Source organism: Nocardioides sp. cx-173 (assembly GCF_021117365.1).
In the GTDB taxonomy this organism is placed as follows: domain Bacteria; phylum Actinomycetota; class Actinomycetes; order Propionibacteriales; family Nocardioidaceae; genus Nocardioides.
Map to the genome: position 1 here is coordinate 2,129,848 of NZ_CP088262.1, position 21,683 is coordinate 2,151,530.

At 73.6% G+C, this 21,683-nt stretch carries 19 protein-coding genes; 2 read left to right on the forward strand and 17 right to left on the reverse strand.

The genetic code is table 11. The features are described 5' to 3' along the window. Positions 1-13 precede the first annotated feature (13 nt). The 6 genes from LQ940_RS10320 to LQ940_RS10345 all read right to left on the reverse strand — a co-directional run bounded on the left by LQ940_RS10320 (position 14) and on the right by LQ940_RS10345 (position 9,389). A complete protein-coding gene (locus LQ940_RS10320) occupies positions 14-1,237 on the reverse strand; it encodes a DUF222 domain-containing protein (RefSeq protein ID WP_231244516.1) in 1,224 nt (407 codons plus the stop codon). A gap of 745 nt (positions 1,238-1,982) precedes the next feature. Beyond that, positions 1,983-2,561: a hypothetical protein gene (locus LQ940_RS10325; protein ID WP_231244517.1), complete on the reverse strand. Its 579-nt coding sequence runs from the start codon at positions 2,559-2,561 to the stop codon at positions 1,983-1,985. 88 nt (positions 2,562-2,649) lie between these two features. Beyond that, the gene (locus LQ940_RS10330; protein ID WP_231244518.1) at positions 2,650-3,558 is read right to left on the reverse strand and encodes a universal stress protein; all 909 of its coding nucleotides are present in this window, start codon (positions 3,556-3,558) and stop codon (positions 2,650-2,652) included. A gap of 27 nt (positions 3,559-3,585) precedes the next feature. Then, on the reverse strand, positions 3,586-6,906 hold the full coding sequence (cydD, locus tag LQ940_RS10335; protein WP_231244519.1) for a thiol reductant ABC exporter subunit CydD: 3,321 nt from the start codon (positions 6,904-6,906) through the stop codon (positions 3,586-3,588). Then, on the reverse strand, positions 6,903-7,922 hold the full coding sequence (gene cydB / locus LQ940_RS10340; protein ID WP_231244520.1) for a cytochrome d ubiquinol oxidase subunit II: 1,020 nt from the start codon (positions 7,920-7,922) through the stop codon (positions 6,903-6,905). The genes cydD and cydB overlap by 4 nt, the downstream gene beginning before the upstream one ends. 15 nt (positions 7,923-7,937) lie before the next feature. Beyond that, positions 7,938-9,389 (reverse strand): cytochrome ubiquinol oxidase subunit I, encoded by a 1,452-nt coding sequence (locus LQ940_RS10345; RefSeq protein ID WP_231244586.1) that lies wholly within the window; start codon positions 9,387-9,389, stop codon positions 7,938-7,940. A 167-nt stretch (positions 9,390-9,556) separates the two neighbouring features. On the opposite strand from LQ940_RS10345, the gene LQ940_RS10350 reads away from it, so the two are divergent. Beyond that, positions 9,557-10,729, forward strand: a complete 1,173-nt coding sequence (locus tag LQ940_RS10350) for a GAF domain-containing sensor histidine kinase (RefSeq protein ID WP_231365091.1) — start codon at positions 9,557-9,559, stop codon at positions 10,727-10,729. A 4-nt stretch (positions 10,730-10,733) separates the two neighbouring features. Here LQ940_RS10350 and LQ940_RS10355 read toward each other — a convergent pair whose 3' ends face one another. From LQ940_RS10355 to LQ940_RS10375, 5 genes are all read right to left on the reverse strand, one after another. Next, positions 10,734-11,567 (reverse strand): hypothetical protein, encoded by an 834-nt coding sequence (locus tag LQ940_RS10355; protein WP_231244524.1) that lies wholly within the window; start codon positions 11,565-11,567, stop codon positions 10,734-10,736. A gap of 53 nt (positions 11,568-11,620) precedes the next feature. Then, positions 11,621-13,072: an SDR family NAD(P)-dependent oxidoreductase gene (locus LQ940_RS10360; protein ID WP_231244525.1), complete on the reverse strand. Its 1,452-nt coding sequence runs from the start codon at positions 13,070-13,072 to the stop codon at positions 11,621-11,623. Between the two features lie 89 nt (positions 13,073-13,161). Next, positions 13,162-14,157 (reverse strand): SGNH/GDSL hydrolase family protein, encoded by a 996-nt coding sequence (locus tag LQ940_RS10365; protein ID WP_231244526.1) that lies wholly within the window; start codon positions 14,155-14,157, stop codon positions 13,162-13,164. A 91-nt stretch (positions 14,158-14,248) separates the two neighbouring features. After that, a complete protein-coding gene (locus LQ940_RS10370; RefSeq protein ID WP_231244527.1) occupies positions 14,249-14,752 on the reverse strand; it encodes a cupin domain-containing protein in 504 nt (167 codons plus the stop codon). A 10-nt stretch (positions 14,753-14,762) separates the two neighbouring features. Beyond that, on the reverse strand, positions 14,763-15,893 hold the full coding sequence (locus LQ940_RS10375; protein WP_231244528.1) for a carboxylate-amine ligase: 1,131 nt from the start codon (positions 15,891-15,893) through the stop codon (positions 14,763-14,765). Positions 15,894-15,962: 69 nt separating this feature from the next. Between LQ940_RS10375 and LQ940_RS10380 the strand changes: the two genes are divergently transcribed. Then, complete coding sequence (locus LQ940_RS10380; RefSeq protein WP_231244529.1) at positions 15,963-17,564, forward strand: phospholipase D family protein; 1,602 nt, start codon at positions 15,963-15,965, stop codon at positions 17,562-17,564. A 19-nt stretch (positions 17,565-17,583) separates the two neighbouring features. Here LQ940_RS10380 and LQ940_RS10385 read toward each other — a convergent pair whose 3' ends face one another. Genes LQ940_RS10385 through LQ940_RS10410 form a run of 6 tightly spaced genes read right to left on the reverse strand, consistent with a single transcriptional unit; the run spans position 17,584 to position 21,607 of the window. Beyond that, positions 17,584-18,183 carry a hypothetical protein gene (locus tag LQ940_RS10385; RefSeq protein ID WP_231244530.1) on the reverse strand — a complete coding sequence of 200 codons (600 nt, stop codon included), beginning with the start codon at positions 18,181-18,183 and terminating at the stop codon, positions 17,584-17,586. Positions 18,184-18,243: 60 nt separating this feature from the next. Beyond that, positions 18,244-19,029 (reverse strand): UbiA family prenyltransferase, encoded by a 786-nt coding sequence (locus tag LQ940_RS10390; RefSeq protein ID WP_231244531.1) that lies wholly within the window; start codon positions 19,027-19,029, stop codon positions 18,244-18,246. After that, positions 19,026-19,607, reverse strand: a complete 582-nt coding sequence (gene idi, locus LQ940_RS10395; protein WP_231244532.1) for an isopentenyl-diphosphate Delta-isomerase — start codon at positions 19,605-19,607, stop codon at positions 19,026-19,028. The genes LQ940_RS10390 and idi overlap by 4 nt, the downstream gene beginning before the upstream one ends. Next, complete coding sequence (locus LQ940_RS10400) at positions 19,604-20,626, reverse strand: NAD(P)/FAD-dependent oxidoreductase (RefSeq protein ID WP_231244533.1); 1,023 nt, start codon at positions 20,624-20,626, stop codon at positions 19,604-19,606. The genes idi and LQ940_RS10400 overlap by 4 nt, the downstream gene beginning before the upstream one ends. Next, positions 20,619-21,155: an isoprenylcysteine carboxyl methyltransferase family protein gene (locus tag LQ940_RS10405; RefSeq protein WP_231244534.1), complete on the reverse strand. Its 537-nt coding sequence runs from the start codon at positions 21,153-21,155 to the stop codon at positions 20,619-20,621. The genes LQ940_RS10400 and LQ940_RS10405 overlap by 8 nt, the downstream gene beginning before the upstream one ends. Further along, the gene (locus tag LQ940_RS10410; RefSeq protein ID WP_231365092.1) at positions 21,152-21,607 is read right to left on the reverse strand and encodes a 3-oxoacyl-[acyl-carrier-protein] synthase III C-terminal domain-containing protein; all 456 of its coding nucleotides are present in this window, start codon (positions 21,605-21,607) and stop codon (positions 21,152-21,154) included. Before LQ940_RS10410 ends, LQ940_RS10405 begins: the two co-directional genes overlap by 4 nt. Positions 21,608-21,683 lie beyond the last annotated feature (76 nt).

Sequence of the window (21,683 nt, forward strand, 5' to 3'; positions counted from 1 at the left end):
GTCTCGAAGCGCCTCACTCGCGCTTGGTGAAGGCGACTTTCCCGCCGGGGAGGCGGGTCATGTCGTAGTGGGGGTGGTGGGCCAGGGTGTGGTGGCGTCGGCAGAGCAGGGCGGCGTCCTGGACGGTGGTGTGGCCGCCTTCGGACCAGGGGGTCAGGTGGGCCTCGCACCAGGCGGAGGGGCGTTCGCAGCCCTCGGTGTAGCAGCCGCCGTGCTGGACCGCGAGCGCGATCCGCTGGGCCTTGGTGTGGAAGCGGGCCTTGCGTCCCAGGTCGAGGACCTGGGACCTGCCACCCAGGACCACCGGGATGACCCCGGCCTGGCAGGCCAGCGTGCGGGCCAGGGCGGGGCTGATCCGGGTGCCGGTGTCGAGCTGGGCTGCCTTCAACCCACCCATCAAGGTCTCGAGGGTCATGGTCACCACGACGGTGGCGTCGAGGCCGCCGGAGGTGGGGAGCCGGTCGGTGGGGTAGCGCTCGAGGTAGGCGATGAACGCCAACCCCAACCCGTGCGGGGTACTGCCTTCGCCGCCGGCCTGGGGGTTCGCGAGCGCGCCGAGCTGCTTGCGGAACCGGTCCGCGACATGGGTGGGGATCTGGAACCGGCCGTAGGTGGTGCCGTGGCCGTCGTCGTGCATCGTGAGCCGGGCCTTCTGCTCGGCACGCCGTTCTTCGGCTTCGAGGGCCTTGGCTTCCTGGGCCTCGCCGATCTCGGGGGCGAGGACGTCGAGGATCCGTCTGCCCAGGATCCGCAAGGCTTTGGCGTCGTGGTGCGCGGCCTGAGCCAGCAGGTGAGCGCGGGCCTCGGAGCGAACCTCGGGCTGCAGGTCCTCGGGTAGGGCGTCGACTGCTTCGACGATGACCTGGGCCTGGTCGGTGAGGATCACGCCTCCCGCGAGCGCCTCGGCGACGGTGTGATGGTGCTCGAGGGCTTTGGCGAGCTTCATCGCTGCGGCGGTGTCGCGTTGGGTCTGGCGGGTGGTGTTGGCCCAGTGGACCGCGGTCGTGGTGGCGCCGGTGTCGAGGCCGACCTGGGTGGCGTCGGCATGTGCGGCCAGGCGCAGCGTCAGCTCATCGGCCTGGGCGCGCAGCCGGGTCGCGTCGGCCAGCGCCTGGGCGGTCTCGGTGGGGGTCATCGCCCACACCGGGGTCTGGTTGAGGTCGGCGACCTGCTCACGCAGCCGTGCCACTCCGGCGGCCACGGGGTGGCTCGCGGTGGGGGCGGCGGGGCTGCTCATAGGGCTACTCAAGCAGGTGCCACCGACAGTGGGTGGGTCGAGAATCCCCTTTATCCACAAGGGATCTGAGCACTTTTTCGACCATCTTCGCGGGGTGGTCTCGAGGCTCGCTTCGCTCGCACCTCGACCACCGAAGGAGGCCCTCGGTGGTCGAGGTGCGAAGGCGCCCGCGTGCCCCTTCGGTGGTCGAGGTGCGAAGGCGTGCAACGCCTGAGCCTCGAGACCCGGTGACCCGAACGTCGTACCCCGGGGCTGCTTGTTGGCTTACGGGGTCTCGAGGCTCGTCGCTGGCGCTCCTCGCACCTCGACCACCGAAAGCCCTCGGTGGTCGAGGTGCGGAGACGCCCTGGCGCCCCCTTCGGTGGTCGAGGTGCGAAGGCGCCCTGGCGCCGGTGACCCGGTGACCCGGTGACCCGGTGACCCGGTGACCCGGTGACCCGACCGGCGTACCCCGGTGCTGCTTGTTGGCTTACGGGGTCTCGAGGCTCGTCGCTGACGCTCCTCGCACCTCGACCACCGAGACGGCGCGGGCCCCTTCGGTGGTCGAGGTGTGAAGGCGCCCTGGCGCCTGAGCCTCGAGACCCTGTGGTGACCTGAACGTCCTACCCCGGGGCTGCTTGTTGGCTCACTGGGTCTCGAGGCTCGTCGCTGGCGCTCCTCGCACCTCGACCACCGAAAGGGCGGTGAGGGTCGGGATGCAGAAGAGCCCGCCACCTCGAGGAGGTGGCGGGCCGGGGGAGGGGGATCAGCGGAGGACGGGGTGCTTCTGGACGAAGTCGGTCTTGTTCCAGACCTTGCCGAGTCCCCAGGTGGTGCCGGCGCCGAGGGCGGTGAGGGCGACCAGGGTGATGGCTCCGAGGATGTGCTCGTCGATGAGGGGGTTGGTCTCCGGAGGAAGGGCGACAGTCCACATCATCACGTAGAGCACCGCGCCGGCCGCACCGGCGGCGCGCATCCCGATGCCGAGGGTGAGGGCGAGGCCGATGCCGAGGAGGCCGAGCATGAAGCCCCAGTCGGCGAACCAGGTGCCGGCGATGGAGTTGTAGAAGCCCTTGAAGGGGCCGTCGGCGCCGAAGGTCAGGAAGCCCTCGGTGGGGCTGCCGCCGTTGATGAACGCCGCGTCACCGAAGCGGTCGAGCTGACCGGCCTGGTCGTAGCCGGTGTGGAAGCCGAGGGCGAGCAGCTTGTCGAAGAAGGCCCAGAGGAACGTGAAGCCGAAGCCGATGCGCAGGGCCGCCAGCGCCTTGCGGGCGAAGGGGGTCTGGACGACGTCGATCTCGGCCAGGACCTGGTGGTCGTGAGCCGGGCGGTGGATGGTGGTCATGGCACTGCTCCTTCTTGCTTTCCTTGAGTGGTCTGTTGTTGTTGTCTTCAGCCTGCTCGCACGGCGATCCGGCCGCGAGAGGCGATGGTCATCGGTACCGCGGGACGTTGGTCCCAGCGAGGATCGGAGCCACGGGAACGACGGCCACGGGGCACGCCGCGTGCTCCACGACGTTGGCGGCGACCGAGCCCAGCAGCAGGTTGCCGATCCGGGATCGGTCGTGCCGCCCCACGACGACGAGGTCCAGGTGCTCGGCCTCGGCGAGCAGGGACGCCGCAGGCTGGCCGCGGGAGATGACCTGCTCGACGTGGACGTCGGAGTAGCGCTCGGCGAACCCGGCGAGCGACTCCGCGAGCCGCAGCCGCGCGTCCTCGCCGGCCGGGTCCGACTTCGGGAGTGCGTGCGGGCGGGTGCTGCCGGCGATGGAGTCCCAGACGCTGTGCAGGACGGTCAGCGGCAGGCGGTGGCTCGAGGCGAAGCGGAAGGCCTGCTCCAGGACCGGCGCGGAGTCGGCGGTCCCGTCGTCGCCGACCAGCACGCCCCGGCGGACCAGGCCCGGGTGGTGGGGGCGGACGACCACGACGGGACAGGCGGCCTCGCGGGCGAGGCCGACGCTGACCGATCCGAGCAGCACGCTGCGCACCGGGCCGTGGCCGCGCGAGCCCACGACGAGGAGGGCGGCGTGCTCGGCGAGGTCCAGCAGCGCCTGGCGCGGGTTCGCCGTGCGCAGCGCGGTGTGCACCGACAGGTCGGGGTGCAGGGTCACCAGCCGGGTCCGCGTGGCCTCGACGAGCTCCCGACCGGCGACCTGGAGCTCGTGGATCACCGTGCCGGCGTAGGGGTCGACATCGAGGAGGATGCCGGTCCCGTGGGCGAGCACCAGCGGTCGCCCGGTCAGGTGCGCCTCGTGGGCAGCCCAGGCCACCGCGCGGTCGGAGTGGTCGGAGCCGTCGACTCCTACGACGACGGCGCCTGCGGGGAGCGAGTTGGTGTCCATGCTCTCGACCCTGACTCCCCGCACGGGTCAGCGGGAGCGGCGGAGGACCCGACCCGGGGGGACCAAGGACCCGAGCTCGACCGTGCGGTCGACCAGGTCCAGGCCGACCGGCTCATGGGTGATCCACAGGACGCTGCGACCGTCAGGCGCGCCCAGGACCTCCGCGGCCAGCTCGACAGCGGTGGCGTGGTCGAGGTGGGCCGTCGGCTCGTCGAGCACGAGCACCGGCTGGTCGGCCAGGATCGAGCGGGCGACCGCGAGCCTGGCCCGCTCGCCCCCGGAGACCTGGGCGTGTCCGTCGCCGAGCCAGGTGTCGAGCCCTTCGGGAAGGGCATCCAGCCAGGGGCCGAGCCGGGCGCGGCGCAGCGCCACCTCGACCTCGTCGTCGCTCGCCGAGGGTCGCGCGAGCCGGACGTTCTCCACCAGGGTCGTCGCGAAGAGGTGGGGGTCGTCGTCGACCAGGCCCACGCGGCGGCGTACGTCGTCCAGCGCCAGGTGGTCGAGCGGCTCGCCGCCGAGCGCCACCTCGCCGCTGGACGGGTCGAGGAAGCGCAGCATCAGCGCGGCCAGGGTGCTCTTCCCGGAGCCGCTCGGACCGGTCACGGCGACCCGGTCCCCGGGCGCGAGGTCGAAGGAGAGACCCTCGACGCACGGCTCGGCGTCCCAGCCGACGCTCACCTCGCGGACCGTGACGGCCGACGACTCCGGCAGCGGGTGACAGACGGTGTCCCGAACCGCGGGAGTACGGCGGTCGAGGAGCCGCAGGCGGGCCGCCGCGGCGTCGGTGCGGGCGGAGAGGGCCCCTGCGTCGGCGACCATCGTGGCGGGCTCGGCGAGTGCCAGGGGGACGAGCACCAGCAGGGCGGCCATCGGCGCCGACAGCCGCCCCTCGGCGACCGCGGGGGTGGCGAGCCAGGCCATGGCGGCCACGCCGGCACCCGAGGACACGAGGACCGCGCCGCGCGCCGCACCCAGCCACCGAGCAGAGCGCACACCAGCGCCGGTGAGGCGACGGCCGATCCTGGAGACCCGGTCGACGGCGGCCTCGGCGGCGCCCCACATCACCAGCTCGGTGGCGACCTGGGCGCTCTCGACGACCGCCGCGGAGAGCTCCGCGCGCAGGCCGACGGCGGACCGCTCCCGCCGGCCGGCCCCGAGCCGGGCAAGCGCGAACCCGGCACCGCCGCCCACGAGTGCCGTGGCCACGACGACCGGCACGGCCGCGGGGAGCACGAGGGCGGTGACCAGCGTGGTGAGCACGACGACGCCCACGTAGCCCAGGATCGGCAGCCGCACGCGCAGCTCGCGGTCCACGACGCTGTCGACGTCGTCCACGATGGACGTCAGGACGTCACCGCGGCGGCGGCCGAGCCGACCGGGGACCAGCGGCACGATCGCGTCGTAGACCCGGACCCGGCGCTCGGCCAGCATCCGCAGCGCGGTGTCGTGGGAGCGCAGGCGCTCGGCGTAGCGCAGCACCGGGCGCGCCAGGCCGAAGAGCCGGACGCCCACCACGGCCACGAGCAGGGTCAGGACGGGGGGCTGCGTGGAGGCCTGCACGATCAGCCAGCCAGCGGTCGCCGTCAGTGCGACGCCGGAGGCCGAGGCGAGCGAGCCGAGCGCGACGCTCGTCCACAGCGCGGCCGGGCGCGCCGGCTCGACCTCGTCGTCCGCGGGCGCCAGCGCGGGCTGACGCCGCCGCGCGGCGCGGGTCTCGGGTGCAGGGGCCGGCGCGGCTGCGGTCGCCGGTCGAGTGAGCGTCAGCACGTGGTCGGCGAGCGCCACGACGGCCGGCCGGTGCGCCACGACGAGGACCGCCGACGTGCGGCCGAGCGAGACGATGGTGTCGGCGATGACCCGCTCGGTGAGCTCGTCCAGGTGGGCCGTCGGCTCGTCGAGCAGCACCCAGGGCCGGGCGGCGAGCACCACGCGCGCGAGGGTGAGGCGGGCGCGCTCGCCCGCGGACAGGCTGCCGCCGTCCTCGGAGACCGGGGCGTCCAGCCCGCCGGGCAGCAGCCGCACGCGCTCCGCGAGGGCCACCTGCTCCAGCGCGGCCCACAGCGCGTCGTCGGAGGCGTCGGGCGCGGCCAGGCGCAGGTTGTCGGCCACGCTCCCGGCGAGCAGCACCGGGCGCTGGGGCAGCCAGGCCACCTGGTCGCGCCAGCCCGGGCCGACCGGCGTCCCGCCGATCGTCACCGAGCCCTCGGTCGGCACCAGTCCGGCGACGGCCGCCAGGAGGGTGGACTTGCCGCAGCCCGACGGACCGGTGACCACGGTGACGCCCCGCGCGGGCACGATCGTGCTCAGCTCGGCCAGGGCCGGCTGCGTGCGTCCGGGGTAGGTGACGCTGAGGTCGCCGACGACCAGGTCGCCCTCGCCGTACGACGTGGACGGGGTCTCCTCGGGCGCGGACTCGAGCAGCTCGGTGACCGCCTCGAAGGTGGCCACGCCCTCGGCGGCCGCGTGGAACTCCGCACCGACGCGCCGCAGGGGCCAGTAGGCCTCCGGGGCGAGCAGCAGCACGAACAGCGCGGTCTCCAGGCCCACGTCGCCGTGCGCGAGCCGCACCCCGATCACCACGGCCACGAGCGCGACGCTCAGCGTGGCGACCAGCTCCAGCACTGCGGAGGATGCGAAGGCCAGGCGCAGCGTCGCCTGGGAGGCGCGCCGGTAGCGGTCGGTCACCCAGGCGATGCGTGCCGACTGGGCCCGCGCCCGCCGATGGGCGACCAGCGTCGGCAGCCCCTTGACGACGTCGACGAAGTGGCCCGACAGCGCGGCCATGGCGGCCCACTGCTCCTGGGCGCGGTCGCGCGTGGCCAGGCCGACCAGCGCGCCGAAGACCGGCACCAGGGGCAGCGTGAGCGCCACGATCAGCGCGCTCCACCGGTCCTGGGTCGCGATCACGACCAGGGTCAGCAGGGGGAGCACGAAGGCCAGGACCGCCGCCGGCAGGTAGCGCGTCAGGTACGGCTCCGCCGCGGCCACGCCGCGGGTGGCGAGCACCGACAGCTCGCCGGAGGAGCCCACGCCGGTGCAGGCGGCGTTGCGCTGGAGCACGACGCGGACGACCGACTCGCGCAGATGGTCGCCGACCTTGGCGGCCGCGCGCGCGGAGAGCACGTCGGAGGACCAGGACACCAGCGCCCGGGCGGCGAACAGCGCCAGCACGGCCACCGTCCAGCGCGTCAGGGCCTCGTCGCGCACGACCGCCACAACCAGGCCGGTGACCGCCCAGGCCTGGGCGATCACCAGCACCGCACCCACGACGCCCGAGGCGACGACCCCGATCAGGGGCCGCGTCGCGGGCGCCAGGTACGGCCGCAGCCTCGGGTCGGTGGGCCTCACCGGCCGGTGGGGGTGGGCAGGGGAGCGGGGATGTGGTCGACCGAGATGCGCCGACGGAACACCCAGTAGGTCCACGCCTGGTAGGCCAGGACCAGCGGCGTGAAGATCACCGCGACGACGGTCATGATCTTGAGCGTGTACGCCGTCGCGGCGGCGTTCGTGGTCGTCAGCCCGGTCCCGTCGGCGAGCGTGGTCGGCATCACGTCGGGGAACAGGGCGAGGAACAGGCCACCGACGCCCAGGCCGATGGCCAGGAAGGTGCCCACGAAGGACCACCCGTCGCGGCCCGACAGCACCGCCAGCAGGCCGAGGAGCAGCGCGACGGCGGCCGCGGCGAACGCGACGGCCGAGGCGACGGTGCCGGTGTCGAGCTGGGTCCAGCCCAGGAAGACGACGGTCACGACCGCGGCGGCCGCGCCGAGCCGGATCGCCAGCCGGCGGGCGTGCTCACGCACCCGGCCGGAGGTCTTCAGCGAGATGAAGACCGCGCCGTGCGTGAGGAACAGCAGGAGCGTGGTCGCCCCGCCGACGAGGGCGTAGGGGTTGAGCAGGTTGAAGAAGCCGCCGGTGTACTCCATGTCGGCGTCGATGGGCACGCCGCGCAGGATGTTGGCGAAGGCGACGCCCCACAGGATCGCGGGCACGACCGAGCCGATGATGATCGCGAGGTCCCACCGGCCCTGCCACTGGGCGTCGTCGCGCTTGTGGCGGTACTCGAACGCGAGGCCGCGCACGATCAGCGCCACCAGGATCAGCAGCAGCGGCAGGTAGAACCCGCTGAACAGCGTGGCGTACCACTCCGGGAAGGCGGCGAAGGTCGCGCCGCCCGCGACGAGCAGCCACACCTCGTTGCCGTCCCATACGGGACCGATGGTGTTGATGAGGACCCGGCGCTCGGCATCCGAGCGGCCGATGACGGGCAGCAGCATGCCGACCCCGAAGTCGAAGCCCTCGAGGACGAAGTAGCCGATCCACAAGATCGCGATCAGGCTGAACCAGACGGTGGTGAGCTCCATGACGTTCTCCGGGTCTCAGTAGGCGAAGGCGAGCGGGCGGTCGGGGTCGTTGTCCGGCCGCTCCGGGGGCAGGTCGTCGTCGTCCACCTTGTCCGCGCCGTGGCGCGCGTAGGTGAGCAGGAGCTTGACCTCGATGACCATGAGCGCGCCGTAGAGCAGCGTGAGCACGACCAGCGAGATCAGCGCCTCGGTGGGGGACACGCTCGGCGACACCCCGTGCTGGGTCGTCATCAGACCGAACACCGCCCACGGCTGGCGGCCCATCTCGGTGAAGATCCACCCGAAGGAGTTGGCGAACAGTGGCAGCAGCGGCAGCGCCACGGCCGACCCGAGCAGCCAGCGGCCACCACTGGGACTGCGCCCTCGGCGCGTGGCCCACAGGATCCAGGCCGCGATCCCGGCGCCGGCCATGCCGAGCCCCATCATCAGGCGGAAGCTCCAGTAGGTCAGCGGGATGATCGGCGTGTAGTCGCCGGGGGAGTAGTACTCCGCGCCCGGGTCGGACCCGTACTCCTCGGCGTACTGCGTGCGCAGCTCGTCGATGCCGACGACCTTGCCGTCGAAGGTGCCGGTGGCCAGGAAGGAGAGCAGCCTGGGGATCTTGATCGAGAACTTCTCCTCCGAGCCGTCCAGGCTGCCGATGGTCAGCACCGAGAAGTCGGCCGGTTCCTCGGTCTCGTAGAGCGCCTCCGCGGCCGCCATCTTCATCGGCTGGACCTCGGTCATGATCTTGCCCTGGATGTCGCCCGAGACGGCCACCCCGAGGCCGGCCACCAGGACCACCCAGGCGCCGGTCCGCACCGCGGCGCGGTACATCGACCGGTCCTCCTCGTCGCGGGCCCGGCGGACGAGCTGCCAGAAGGCGACGCCGACCACGAAGGCGGCACCGGTCATGTACGCCGCCAGGACGGTGTGCGGGAAGGTGACCAGCTGGACCTTGTTGAACATCACCGCGGCGAAGTCGGTCATCTCGGCGCGGCCGGTGACGGAGTCGTAGCTGTAGCCGACCGGGTGCTGCATGAAGGAGTTGGCGGCGAGGATGAAGTAGGCCGAGAAGAGCGTGCCCAGGTGCACCAGCCACATGCAGGCGGCGTGCAGCTTGGCCGGGAGCCGGTCCCACCCGAAGATCCACAGCCCGAGGAACGTCGACTCCAAGAAGAAGGCCAAGAGCCCCTCGATCGCCAGCGGGGCGCCGAAGACGTCCCCGACGAAGCGCGAGTAGGCGCTCCAGTTCATCCCGAACTGGAACTCCTGGACGATGCCGGTCACGACGCCGATGGCGAAGTTGATCAGGAACAGCTTGCCGAAGAACCGCGTGAGCCGCAGCCAGCGCGGGTTGCGCGTGCGCACCCAGGCCGTCTCGTAGGCGGCCACCATCGCCGAGAGGCCGATCGTGATCGGGACGAACAGGAAGTGGTAGACGGTCGTGATGCCGAACTGCCAACGAGCGATGTCCAGAGTGTCCAGATCCACGTGCTCTCCTGTGATGGTGGGGCGGGCACGATCACGCTACGGACGCGTCTCGCCCTGCGGCACGGTCGCGGGTCCCGTCCCCTGGGGGTCGAAGGTCCCGAGAAGTCTACCTGACGGGCAAGCTGGGCGGGGAGGACTTCACCGAGCAGGACGAGGCGATCGTGGTCGCCCTGGCCGCCGCGGCGGGCGTGGCCCTGGAGAACGCCCGCCTGCACGAGGAGGCCGGCCATCGTCAACGCTGGCTGACCGCCTCCGCGGAGGTGGCCAGTCTGGTCGCTCGCTCGTCGGTCACGGTGGAGGCCATGCAGGTCATCGCCGATCGCGCGCGCGAGGTGTCAGGGGCGGACCTGGCCTGGGTGGCCTCCGGCGCCGACGTCGAGAGCCTGCGGCTGCGGGCCGTGGCCGGTGCCCGGCCCGACGTGCACGCCATGGCCGAGGTCGCCCTCGAGCACTCGCTGTCCAGCGAGGTGCTGCGCACCGGTCAGCCGGTGGCGGTGGCCGACATCGTCACCGATCCCAGGGCACTCGACATGGGCCGGCGCCTCGGCTGGCCGGCCGTCGGGCCGGCGCTCGCGGTGCCGCTGCACAGCTCCGAGGGGGCCGAGGGGGTCCTGGTGATGGCGTGGGCGCCCGAGCGCGCCGGTGCCTTCCACGCCGTCGACCCGGCGCTCCCGGCCAGCTTCGCCGAGCAGTGCGCCCTGGCGCTGCAGGTCGCCGCCGGACGTGAGGACCAGCAGCGGCTGGCGCTGTTCGAGGACCGCGACCGGATTGGGCGCGACCTGCACGACCTGGTGATCCAGCGGCTGTTCGCGATCGGGCTCGGCCTCGAGAGCGTCTCTCGACAGGTCGACCGTCCGGCGGTGCGCGACCGGCTGAGCCAGGCCGTGGACGACCTCGACGCGACCATCAAGGACATCCGGCGCTCGATCTTCGCCCTCGGCTCGATGGAGGACGCGACCGATGTCCAGGCCGAGGTGACTCGGATCGTGGAGCGCGCGGGGGCGACCATGAAGTTCCGCCCGACCCTGCGCTTCACCGGCCCCGTCCGCACCAGGATTCCGGCCGCCGTCGTGCCCGACGTGCTGGCGGTGCTGGGGGAGGCGCTGTCCAACGCCGCACGCCACGCCCAGGCCAGCGCGGTCGACGTCGAGCTGAGCGCGACCGACGACGTACGGCTGACTATCTGCGACGACGGGCGCGGCGTCCCCGAGGGCGTGCTGGAGAGCGGACTCTCCAACATCCGCCAGCGCGCCGACCGTCTCGGTGGGCAGTGCCTGATCCGCTCGGTCCCCGGCGAGGGGACCACGGTCGAGTGGTGGGTGCCGGCCGGCTGAGCGGCTACGCGCAGTTGTCGCAGACCCCGGTCGCGGGCAGCTGCATGTAGCAGTTCGGGCAGGTCGGGATCTCGCGCTCCTGGTAGCGGATCTTGCGCTCGCGGCCGCGCGCCGCGGCGAGCTTGGGCGTGAGGGCGGCGACGCCGCCGCCCGCCGGCAGGTCGGCGCCGTAGCGCTGGTGCGCCAGCAGCCGCTGCTGCGCCGCGTGCTCGTCGGCGTCCTCGGGGGCGGTCCCGGTCGCGGCCAGGACTGCGGGAGCGTACGACGCCCCGACGCTGCCGTCGGCGTTGACGCAGAAGGCGGTCAGCATCGGCTCGTCCTCGCGGGCGCAGCGGGCGGCGACACGGGTGAGCACGTCGCCCAGCCAGTAGTGGGTCTGCTGCTGAGTGCGGATGCCGGTGCGGTTCTGCACCTGCACGGCGAGCTCCTTGGTCGTCAGCACGCGGTGGTACTCCCCGGCGACCTCCAGCAGAGTGGCGTGCGCGGCCTCCGCCCACGCGTCGCGGGACTCGTCGAGCGCGAGGTCGGCGGCGTCACGCCACTCACCGCTCACGGGCTGCTCGACCAGCCCGGAGGCGTCCACCTGGGTCACGTCGAAGCCCAGGTGGGTGAGCAGGCGGCCGGCGCCGTCGAGGCTGCGCGCGAGGTGGGCCCGCGAGGCCGCCTTGCCGGTGGCGTACTTGTGGGCCACGCCCAGGACGGCGTTGGCGTCGTAGCTGTTGCCCTCGTGCCAGACCACGTAGTCGCGGCTCCCGCCGAACCCGTAGGTCCTCAGGAACGCCGCGCTGCCGCGCTCGTCGTACTCGGAAAGGGCGTCTAGGACGTGGTCACGGGTCACTGCTGCAAAGTCGGGCACATGCTTGACCTTAGGCCCGAAGGTCGCGAAACCCGTCACCAGGGACTGGGACGGTAGTCCTTGACGAAGCAGCCGTACAGGTCCTCGCCGGCCTCGCCGCGCACGATCGGGTCGTAGACGCGCGCCGCCCCATCGACCAGATCCAGCGGTGCATGCCAGCCCTCCGCGGCGATCCGGAGCTTGTCCTGGTGGGGGCGCTCGTCGGTGATCCAGCCGGTGTCGACCGCCGTCATGAGGATGCGGTCCGTGTCGAACATCTCACCGGCGCTGGTGCGGGTGAGCATGTTGAGTGCGGCCTTGGCCATGTTGGTGTGCGGGTGACCGGCGCCCTTGTAGCGCCGGGAGAACTGGCCCTCCATCGCCGAGACGTTCACGACGTAGCGCCGCCGCGCCGGCGCCGCCCGCATCGCCGGGCGCAGCCGGGAGATGAGCAGGAACGGGGCGATCGAGTTGCACAGCTGCACCTCGAGCAGCTCCAGAGGGTCGACGTCGTCGACCTTCTGCGTCCAGGAGTTCACCGTCTGCAGGTCCGGGAGCAGACCGCCGGCGTCGACCGCGGTGCCGGCCAGGTGGGCCTCGAGCGAGGCGTGCCCGGCACTGAGCGCGAGCGCGGTCATGGACGCGGCCGACTCGCCCAGGTGGTGGGCCACCGGGTGGTCGCGCAGCGTGCCGGCGATGGAGGCGGGGTGCAGCTCGGAGACCCGGTCGAAGGTGACCATCTCGGGCAGGGCGAGGCCGGTCGGCAGCGGTGCGAGCTCGGCCTCGACGAGGGGGGCGTAGGCGCCGGGGGAGCGCCGCACCGTCTGGCAGGCGTTGTTGATCAGGATGTCGAGGGGCCCGGCGGCCGCCACCTCGTCGGCGAGCGAGATGACCTGGGTCGGGTCGCGCAGGTCGATGCCGACGACGACCAGCCGGTCGATCCAGTCCGCGGCATCGGGCATCGCCGCGAACCGGCGTACGGCGTCCTTGGGGAAGCGGGTGGTGATCGTCGTGTGCGCGCCGTCGCGCAGCAGGCGCAGGGCGATGTACATCCCGATCTTGGCGCGCCCCCCGGTGAGCAGCGCGCGGCGCCCGGTCAGGTCGGTGCGCTGGTCGCGCTTGCCGTGCGAGAAGGCCGCGCAGGTGGGGCAGAGCCAGTGGTAGAACGCGTCGACCAGGGTGTAGTCGCTCTTGCAGATGTAGCACCCCCGGGGATTGATCAACTCGCCGGCGAAGGCGCCGACCGCCCGTGAGACCAGGGCGATGCCCTCGGTCTCGTCGTCGATCCGCATCGCCGACCCGGTCGCGGTCAGCTCGGTCACCGCCCGGTCGGCGGCCAGCTCGGCCGCGCGCTTCGCCGCCCGCCGCTCGCGCTTGAGGGCCTTGTACATGTGCGAGGCGGCGCGCTTGACCGTCGTGAGGTCGGGGTCGTCGTCCGGCAGCTCGTGCAGGCGGCCCAGGACCCGTACCGTCGTCGCGAGTTCGTCAGGGTCGATGCCGGAGGTCACCGGCGAATGGTACGGGGGCCGCACCGGGCACGAGGGCCGGCCCACCCGGGGGAGTGAGCCGGCCCTCATGGCCTCGTGGTCGGTCCGGGTCAGCCGGCCTGACGCGCGCCGGAGCCCACCGGCGGCTGCGCGAAGGCGTGGCCGGGGGCGGTGCGGCCCCCGGTCAGCTGGCGGTAGATCTCCTGGGCGGCCGCACGCATCCCGCGGCGGAACGGGTGGAAGTTGGCGGCGCGCACCGGCTTCAGGGTGCTGCCGTTGATCCAGGCCTCGCTGCCGGCGCAGGCGTCGTGGCCGCGCGAGGCCGGGTACAGGTTGACGTACGTCGCCCCGTTGTTGGCCGCGGCCAGGCGCAGGGAGCGGTTGAGGCGACGCTCGACGCGGTCGCCCCAGCGGTAGTCGCCGGCGGCGAACTTCACGGCCTTGCAGGTGCCGCGCTCGGGGAGCAGGCGCGGGTAGCCCACGACGTACACCTCGGCACCGGGGGCGCGTCGCGCGACGGCGCGCAGGACCCGCCCGACGCTCTTCTGGATCCGCGTCGCGTCGCGCATCTTGGTGTCGACGCCCTTGGCGTTGGTGAAGTGGCGACGGCAGGGCGCACCCTGGGGAGCAAGGTCGGCGACGGTCTCGCACACCTCGATCATCGAGCCGAACAGGGTGTAGTCGTTGCCGCCGATGCCGATCGTGACCAGGTCGGTCTCGTCGCTGAGGGCGTTGAGCTGCGGGGCCGGCTTGGGCCCGGGCACGATCGTGGTCTGACGCCGTCGGTCGAGGTCGTCGGTCTCGGCGCCCGAGCACGTCACGTCGCGGTAGGTGCGCACGCCGAAGTAGCCGGCGAGGTAGGCCGGGTAGTTGTTGGTCGAGCGCAGGCAGCCGAGCGGGTCGGCCCGCTGCGCCGGGATGAGCGGGCCGGCGCTGTAGGAGTCCCCGAGTGCGACGTAGTCGATCGGCTCGTCCCCGGTGGCCACCTCGCTCGGAGCGCCGGCGCCGGCGGGAGCCGCGGTGCCGGGGACGACGAGGGCCGCGAGCGCGAGGGCGGTCGCGGCCGCCAGCGCCGATCGGAGTCGACGGGGACGAGCAATGGTCATGGAGGCCTCCGGGGCATGGTGAGACGACGGCCGGCTGGCCGTACCGACGGGTAAGTACCCCGGTATTAGTCCGCTCACACCCGGCCGCCCTTCAGATGTACAGGTTGTCGTGCTCCTCCAGGAACGCCTGCAGCTCCTCGTGGGTGGGCGTCCACCGGCCCTCCGCCATCGCGACGAGCCCCTCGAAGTACGCCTCGCGCGGAGCGCCGGGGGCGAACAGGATGAGCAGCGACGCCGGTGCCCCCGACTCGTTGCGGAAGCCGTGCACGCCGCCCTCGGGCACGTAGGCGAAGTCGCCGGGCGCCGCGTCGCGCCAGTCGCGGCCGTCGTAGAGCTGCATGGCACCCGACAGCACGAAGAACGACTCGCTGATCGTCCGGTGGAAGTGCGGCTGGGCGCCGGCGGGCTCGGCTCCCATGTCCCAGCGGTACAGCCCGAACCGGCCACCGGTGCTCGCCCCGGTGGCGAGGTAGTGCGCGGCCCCGCTGCCTCGCGGCAGCTCCGGCGGGGAGTCGACCGGGCGGAAGCGGGCGGTCACCTCCCCGCCCTCGCCCAGGTAGGTCCGGGGCGGGTAGGCCGGCGGCGGGAACGACATGTGAGGAACGCTACTCCCGCCAGGTCCGCTCGGTCCGGACGACGAGGTCGTCCACCACGCCCTCCACGCTGCCCGACCGCTCGTATGCCGTGCGCTGGCGGGCGGCCCCGCCGCCCTGGAGGACCCGGTCCACCCCTTCGCGCACCAGCTCGAGGTCTCCGGACTCGTCCAGCACCTCGCTCAGGTGGGCCACGGTGTCGCGCAGGACGTCCTCGGCCTTGGCGAGGTGGCGCTCCACGGGGTGCATCAGGGTGCCGCTCAGGCCGTAGCGGGCGGCGCGCCAGTGCGCGGCTCGCCGCAACTCGGCCCGCCAGGGATCCGGCTCCTCTCCGCGCGACCAGGACCGGGCGCCGGTCTCGACCAGGGCGCGCACCAGGGCCGCGACCAGCACTCCGTCGGCCGGGTCGGTGCAGACGTCGGCCACCCGGACCTCCACCGTCGGGTGCTCGGCGGCCAGGCGGGCGTCGAAGTAGAGCATCCCCGGGTCGCGGGCCGCACCGGACTCGATGAGGGCACGCGAGACCTCGCGGTAGGTCTCGAGGTCGCCGAAGGCCTCGGTCACCCCGGCGCTGGGCCAGCTCGACCACATCCGGGAGCGCCAGGACGCGTAGCCGGTGTCGCGACCGTGGGCGATCGGGGAGTTCGCGCTCACGGCCAGCACCAGCGGCAGCCACGGGGCGAGCTGGTCGATGACCGCGACGCCCTCCTCGTCGGAGGAGATGGCGACGTGGACGTGCATCCCGCAGGTGCCGGCCGAGCGGGCGATCTCCCCGAAGGTCTGCACCATGTCCTCGTAGCGGTCGTTGCGGGTCACCTGCAGGTCGGTCAGCGGGGTCGGCGACACCCCCGTCGCGACCACGGCCAGCCCCACGTCGCTCGCCGCCTCTCCTGCCGTACGTCGGGCCAGGCGCAGCTGATGCAGGGTGTCGGTCAGGTCGGTGGCCGGATCCGTGCGGGTCTCGACCTGGTGGCGGAACAGCTCCTGGTCCAGCTCGTCGGTCGCGGCACGCGGCAGGCGCCGCTGCCCCTTGCCGTGCTCGCGGAAGCGCTTGATGACCTGCTGGGAGCGCGGCGACGCCAGTCGCGTCTCGGGGTCGACGAGGAGGAGCTCCTCCTCCATGCCGACGGTGCGTGGGCTCATGCGCCCAGGTACCCAACGGGTCGTGCCGCCCCTCTCCCCGGGAGGGGACGACCGTGGCAGGGTGGTCGCGTGGCTCTCTCGCGGACGGTCCGTCCCGCCGACTGGCTCCTCGGCAAGGTCGAGCGTGGCAACCCCAGCACCCGTCTCGACGAGCCGCACCCCGGCGACCGGGCCTGGTCGCTGGGCAACCGGGTGCGGCCGCTCGTGCACGGCGCGACGTACTTCGCCGAGCTCTTCGAGCGGATCGAGGCCACGGCCGAGGGCGACCTGATCTTCTTCACCGACTGGCAGGGCGATGCCGACGAGCGGCTCACCGGGGAGCCGGGCAGCGAGGTGGCCGAGGTGCTCGGGCGCGCCGACGAGCGGGGGGTCGACGTGCGGGGCCTGGTCTGGCGCTCGCACAGCGCGCTGCTGGGCTTCACTGCCGGGGAGAACCTGCGCCTGGGTGAGGAGCTCCAGCGTCGCGGCGCCGAGGCCCTGCTCGACATGCGCGTGCGCCACGGCGGCTCGCACCACCAGAAGATGCTGGTCATCCGGCACGGTGACGACCCCACCCGCGACGTCGCCTACGTCGGCGGGATCGACCTGTGCCACTCCCGGCGCGACGACGCGGAGCACCTGGGCGACCCGCAGGCGCTGGACTCCATGTCCGACGACTACGGGAGCACCCCGCCGTGGCACGACATCCAGGCCGCCATCAGCGGGCCGGCCGTGTACGACGTCGAGACGGTCTTCCGGGAGCGCTGGGAGGACCCGACGCCGCTCAGCCGCAGCCCGGTCTTCTGGCTGCGGGACCGGATCCTGCGTCTCGACCTGAGCCCGGACCCGCTGCCCGAGCAGGCGCCGCCACCTCCCGCGCCCGACGGGGGCACCCACGCCGTGCAGCTGCTGCGCACCTACCCCGACCTGCGCCTCAACCGCGACTACCCCTTCGCCCGGGGTGGCGAGCGCAGCGTCGCGCGTGGCTACACCAAGGCCCTGATGAAGGCGCGGCAGCTGGTCTACGTCGAGGACCAGTACCTGTGGGGCAACCACATCGGCGACGCGTTCGTGCAGGCGCTGAGTGCCCACCCCGAGCTGCACGTCGTCGCGGTGCTCCCGCGCGTCCCGGACCTCGACGGGCTCTCGCGGGTGCCCGAGCTGCTGGGGCGGCGGCGCGCCATGGCCGAGATGATGCGCGTCGCGCCCGACCGGGTCGCGGTCTACGGGATCGAGAACCGCGCCGGGACCCCGATCTACGTGCACGCCAAGTGCTGCCTGATCGACGACACCTGGGCCACGATCGGCTCGGACAACTTCAACCGCCGGTCCTGGACCCACGACTCCGAGCTGTCCGCTGTGGTCGTCGACACCGACCCGGAGGACCCGCACCGCTACGCGCGCACCCTGCGCCTCGACCTGGCGCGCGAGCACCTGGACCGCGACGACGACGAGCCGATGGACGACTGCACCGACCCGGCGGGGATGTTCACCGCGTTCGCGCAGAGCGCCGCCCGCCTCGACGCGTGGTACGACGGCGGCCGGGTCGGGCCCAAGCCGGTCGGCCGGCTGCGACGGCTGGCCCCGCCGCGGCTCGGGCCGGTCGCCCGGGCGCTGGCCCTGGTGCCGTACCTGGTGATGCACGACCCGGACGGCCGCCCGCCCGCCCTGCGGCGGGTGGACGGCTTCTGACCGGCGGCTCGACCGGGGCTCAGCCCCGGTCGACGTGAGGCGACCAGCGCTTGCCGGCGCCGGGCGCGGTGTCCTTGAAGAAGTAGCTCGGGTCCTCGCGGTCGTCGGTCTCGTGCACGCTGACGCGGAACCGCAGCCGGTCCGGGCGCTCCAGGCAGCGGGCGGGCAGGACGATGGTCATCCGGTTCCTGCCGTAGTCGACGCGGTGCTGCACCGCGCACGTCGGGTCGCTCTCCAGCAGGGAGCGGCCCCGGCGGTTGCCGGGTCCGGTCTCCAGGGTCACCTCGTCGAAGCGGTCGCCTCCCCAACGCAGGCCCGCGACGACCCACACGTGGCCGGCCTTGCGGCGCAGGTCGCGGAAGCCGAGCGTCATCCGGATCCGCTCGGGGGCGTAGCTCACCCGGTAGCTGCGCAGGTCGCCCTGCTTCCGCTTCGGGACCAGGGAGGTGGTCTGCGTGGTCGTGTCGCCGGAGCCGTCGAAGGTGGTGCGCCGGACGTCGCCGGTGCGGTCGGGCCAGGCGCCGGTGTCCGCGTGCGCGGGTGTCAGCACGGCGCCCACCAGGGCGAGGACGATGCCGAGTGCCGCGACCGCGGCCGAGTTCCGAGCTCTCGTGGTCATCGCCCCACCCTAGGGGTGCTCGGCGGAGCAGCCGCGTCCTCCGCCCCCCATCGGCGTGCCTCATTGGGCGGCGAGGAGCGCCACCGCGTCGACCAGCGCGATCGCGACGGCGGCGAGGAAGGGGGTCCGCCCGCGACCGACGAGCGCCACCGCGGCGAGGAGGGCCACGCAGCCCAGCGCGACCACCGAGGCGAGCGTGAACCGGGTGCCGACCGCCACCACCACCGAGCCGGCGACCAGGACGGCGGTCGCCGCGGCCGGGAGCCGGCTCGGCCCGATCCGGTGCGGCAGGCCGTGCACGCCGGTCGCCGCGTCGTCGGCGAGGTCCGGGAGCACGTTGACCAGGTGGGCCCCGACGCCCAGCAGCGCCGCCGCGATGGGCACCCAGGCCGGGGGCGCCTCCGGCGGCGCCCCCGCGAGCGAGACCACCACGGGCAGCAGGCCGAACGACACGGCGTAGGGGAGCCACGACCAGGCCGTCGCCTTGAGCCCGAGGTTGTAGGTCCAGGCCGAGGCCACCAGGACCAGGTGGGCGAGCCCCGAGGCGAGGCCGCACGCCAGCGAGAGCGGCAGCGTGGCCGCGAGGGCCAGGGCGCACGCGATCCGCACCGTCCGCGGCCGGAGCGCACCCGACGCGAGCGGCTTGTCCGTGCGGCCCACGGCCCGGTCCCGAGCGGCGTCGATCAGGTCGTTGGACCAGCCGATGCTCAGCTGGCCGGCCAGCACCGCGGCCCCCACGAGCAGGACCCGTCCGGGCTCCAGCCGCTCGGCCACCGCGAGCAGGACCGCCAGGAGCGTGACGGCACCGGCCGGTCCGGCGTGCGCCGCCCGGACCAGCGCCGTCACGGGCGACGGGCGGCGGGCGGCAGGGCGGAGTCCCGCTCCAGGGCGGCGGTGAGCGGGTCCGCGGGCAGCAGGGCCACCTGCTGCCGGCACCAGGGGCTGATCTCGCGGCTTCCGTCGAGCACGCTCGCCCGGAAGGCCGTCCAGTCCACCCACGACACGTCGTCGACCTCCGCGGGGTCGGGGGCCAGCGGACCGTGGGCGGTGGCGACGAAGACCGGGCACATCTCGTTCTCGACGACCCCGTTGGGCATCACCGCGCGGTAGCGGAAGGTGGGCAGCATCAGCCGCACGTCGCGGGCCAGCACCCCGACCTCGTCACGCACCCGGCGGCGTACGGCGTCGGCCATCGGCTCCCCGGGGCCCGGGTGGCCGCACACGCTGTTGGTCCAGGCCCCGGGCCAGGTGGGCTTGGACAGCGCGCGCCGGGTCATCAGCAGCCGGCCGTCGGGGTCGAACAGGTAGCAGGAGAAGGCGAGATGCAGCGGGGTCTCGCGGTGGTGGACGCCGCGCTTGGGGGTCGTGCCTGTCGCGTTGCCCGCCTCGTCCAGGAGCACCACCAGCTCCTCGGTGGCACTCATGCGGGTCTCGCGAGCTGGTCGACGCACGCGCCGAAGACCCGGGGCCACGCGGCTGCCGCGGGCACCACGTGCCGCCGCACGCGGCGGTGGCGCGTGGCCGCGAGCAGGCTCTGCGTGAGGAGCTCGTGGCGCCGGCCGATGCGGGCTGCGGCACGCGGGTACGCCGCCGGGTCGCCTGCGACGAGGGCGGCCACCGCGGCCCTGGCCTGCGCCAGCCCCAGCGAGATGCCCTCACCCGTGAGGGCGTCGACGTACCCGGCCGCGTCACCCACCAGCAGCACCCGGCCGGCCGCGAGGCGGCGAGCGCGCTGGCGCAGCGGGCCCGCGCCGCGCACGGGACCGAGCGGCGCGTCCGCCAGTCGCTCCCTCAGGTCCGGGAAGCCGCCCAGGAGGTCGGTGAACGACCCGCGCGCCTCCGAGAGCAGCGCGACACCGACCCGGCCGGGCCCGACGGGGGTCACGTAGGCCTCGGCCGCGTCGGACCAGTGCACCTCGACCAGCGACGTCCAGGGAGCGAGCTCCGCGTGGCAGCGCTGGCCGTAGCGGCGATGGCGCCGTGCCGGGGAGTCCAGGCCGAGCATGCGGCGGACGGGGGAGTGCAGCCCGTCGGCGGCCACCAGGTGTCGCGTCGGCTCCCCGTCGACGAGCAGGTGGTCGCCGCGGTCGACGACCTCGCGGACGGCCCGGGGGTCGGTCTTCACCCCTGCCGCCAGCACCGCCGCGGACATCGCACGGTGCAGTGTCGTACGGCGCACGCCGCGACCCGCCCCGTGGCGGAACTCCGCCTGCGCGAGTCGCGACCCGTCGAGGTAGCGGATGCCGGTGATGTCGGGACCGTCGAGCGCCACCCCCAGGTCGCTCAGGGCGGCGACGGCGCCGGGCATGAGCCCCTCGCCGCAGGCCTTGTCGATGGCCCCCTCGCGAGGCTCCACGACGCCGACGTCGAGCCCGGCCCGGGCCGCGTAGAGCGCGGTGGCGAGCCCGACGGGGCCGCCGCCGGCGATCAGGAGGTCACGCACCGGCCGGCTCCCTCGGCAGGGTGCGCAGGGCGGCGTTCTCGGTGGCGATCCGGACGCGCAGCAGGGCCGCGTTGGCGAGGGTGAACACCAGGGCGGTGATCCAGGAGGCGTGCACCAGCGGCAGGGCCACCCCCTCGACGACCACCGCGACGTAGTTGGGGTGGCGCAGGAGCCGGTAGGGCCCCGAGGTGACTGCCGGGAGCCCGGACACGACGATCACCCGGGTGTTCCACCGCCGCCCGAGCGTGGCGATGCACCACCAGCGCAGCGCCTGGGAGGCCACGACGAGCGCGAGCATCGACCAGGCGAGCGCCGCCGGCACGTCGGGGCGGCGTACCCAGGCCTCGACCAGCATCGCCACCAGGAACCCGGTGTGGAGCACGACCATGAACGGGTAGTGACCCTGGCCCGTCTCCCGACCGCCCCGCTCGAGGCTCCAGGCGGCGTTGCGCTGGGACACGACGAGCTCGGCCACCCGCTCGAGCGCCACCAGCGCGACCAGGACCGTGAACGCCGTCAGCGTGGTCATGCGGCCTCCCCGGTCGCTCGCACCAGCACCAGCTCGGAGCAGAAGCCGGGACCCATGGCCAGGACGATGCCATACGACCCCGGCGGCGGCGGGCGCTCGCGCAGGGTGTCCTCCAGGACGTGCAGCACCGAGGCCGACGACAGGTTGCCGACCCGGGCCAGCGAGTCCCAGGTCAGCTGGACGGCCGACCGCGGCACCTCCAGCGCCTCCTCCAGTGCCTCGATCACCTTGGGTCCTCCGGGATGGCAGACCCACCACCCCATGTCGGCGCGGCTCAGGCCGCGGTCGGCGAGGAAGGCGTCGACGTCGCCGCGCAGGTGCTGCGCCACGAGGTCGGGCACCTGGGCGTCGAGCACGATGCGCAGGCCGCCGTCGCCCACGTCGAAGCCCATCGTCCGCTCGGAGTCGGGGTAGAGCCGGCTGCGGCTGCCGAGCACCTTCCACGCTGCCACCGCGATGCGACCCGCCGCACGCGACGACGGCCGCGCCCCCGTCGCCGAACAGGCCGCTGGCCACCAGGTTCGGCAT

What these genes read in the sequence shown, in the direction of transcription:
- LQ940_RS10320 (WP_231244516.1), bottom strand. Translation starts at nt 1,237, where the DNA reads ATGAGCAGCCCCGCCGCCCCCACCGCGAGCCACCCCGTGGCCGCCGGA.
- LQ940_RS10325 (WP_231244517.1), bottom strand. Translation starts at nt 2,561, where the DNA reads ATGACCACCATCCACCGCCCGGCTCACGACCACCAGGTCCTGGCCGAG.
- LQ940_RS10330 (WP_231244518.1), bottom strand. Translation starts at nt 3,558, where the DNA reads ATGGACACCAACTCGCTCCCCGCAGGCGCCGTCGTCGTAGGAGTCGAC.
- cydB (WP_231244520.1), bottom strand. Translation starts at nt 7,922, where the DNA reads ATGGAGCTCACCACCGTCTGGTTCAGCCTGATCGCGATCTTGTGGATC.
- LQ940_RS10365 (WP_231244526.1), bottom strand. Translation starts at nt 14,157, where the DNA reads ATGACCATTGCTCGTCCCCGTCGACTCCGATCGGCGCTGGCGGCCGCG.
- LQ940_RS10370 (WP_231244527.1), bottom strand. Translation starts at nt 14,752, where the DNA reads ATGTCGTTCCCGCCGCCGGCCTACCCGCCCCGGACCTACCTGGGCGAG.
- LQ940_RS10375 (WP_231244528.1), bottom strand. Translation starts at nt 15,893, where the DNA reads ATGAGCCCACGCACCGTCGGCATGGAGGAGGAGCTCCTCCTCGTCGAC.
- LQ940_RS10385 (WP_231244530.1), bottom strand. Translation starts at nt 18,183, where the DNA reads ATGACCACGAGAGCTCGGAACTCGGCCGCGGTCGCGGCACTCGGCATC.
- idi (WP_231244532.1), bottom strand. Translation starts at nt 19,607, where the DNA reads ATGAGTGCCACCGAGGAGCTGGTGGTGCTCCTGGACGAGGCGGGCAAC.
- LQ940_RS10405 (WP_231244534.1), bottom strand. Translation starts at nt 21,155, where the DNA reads ATGACCACGCTGACGGCGTTCACGGTCCTGGTCGCGCTGGTGGCGCTC.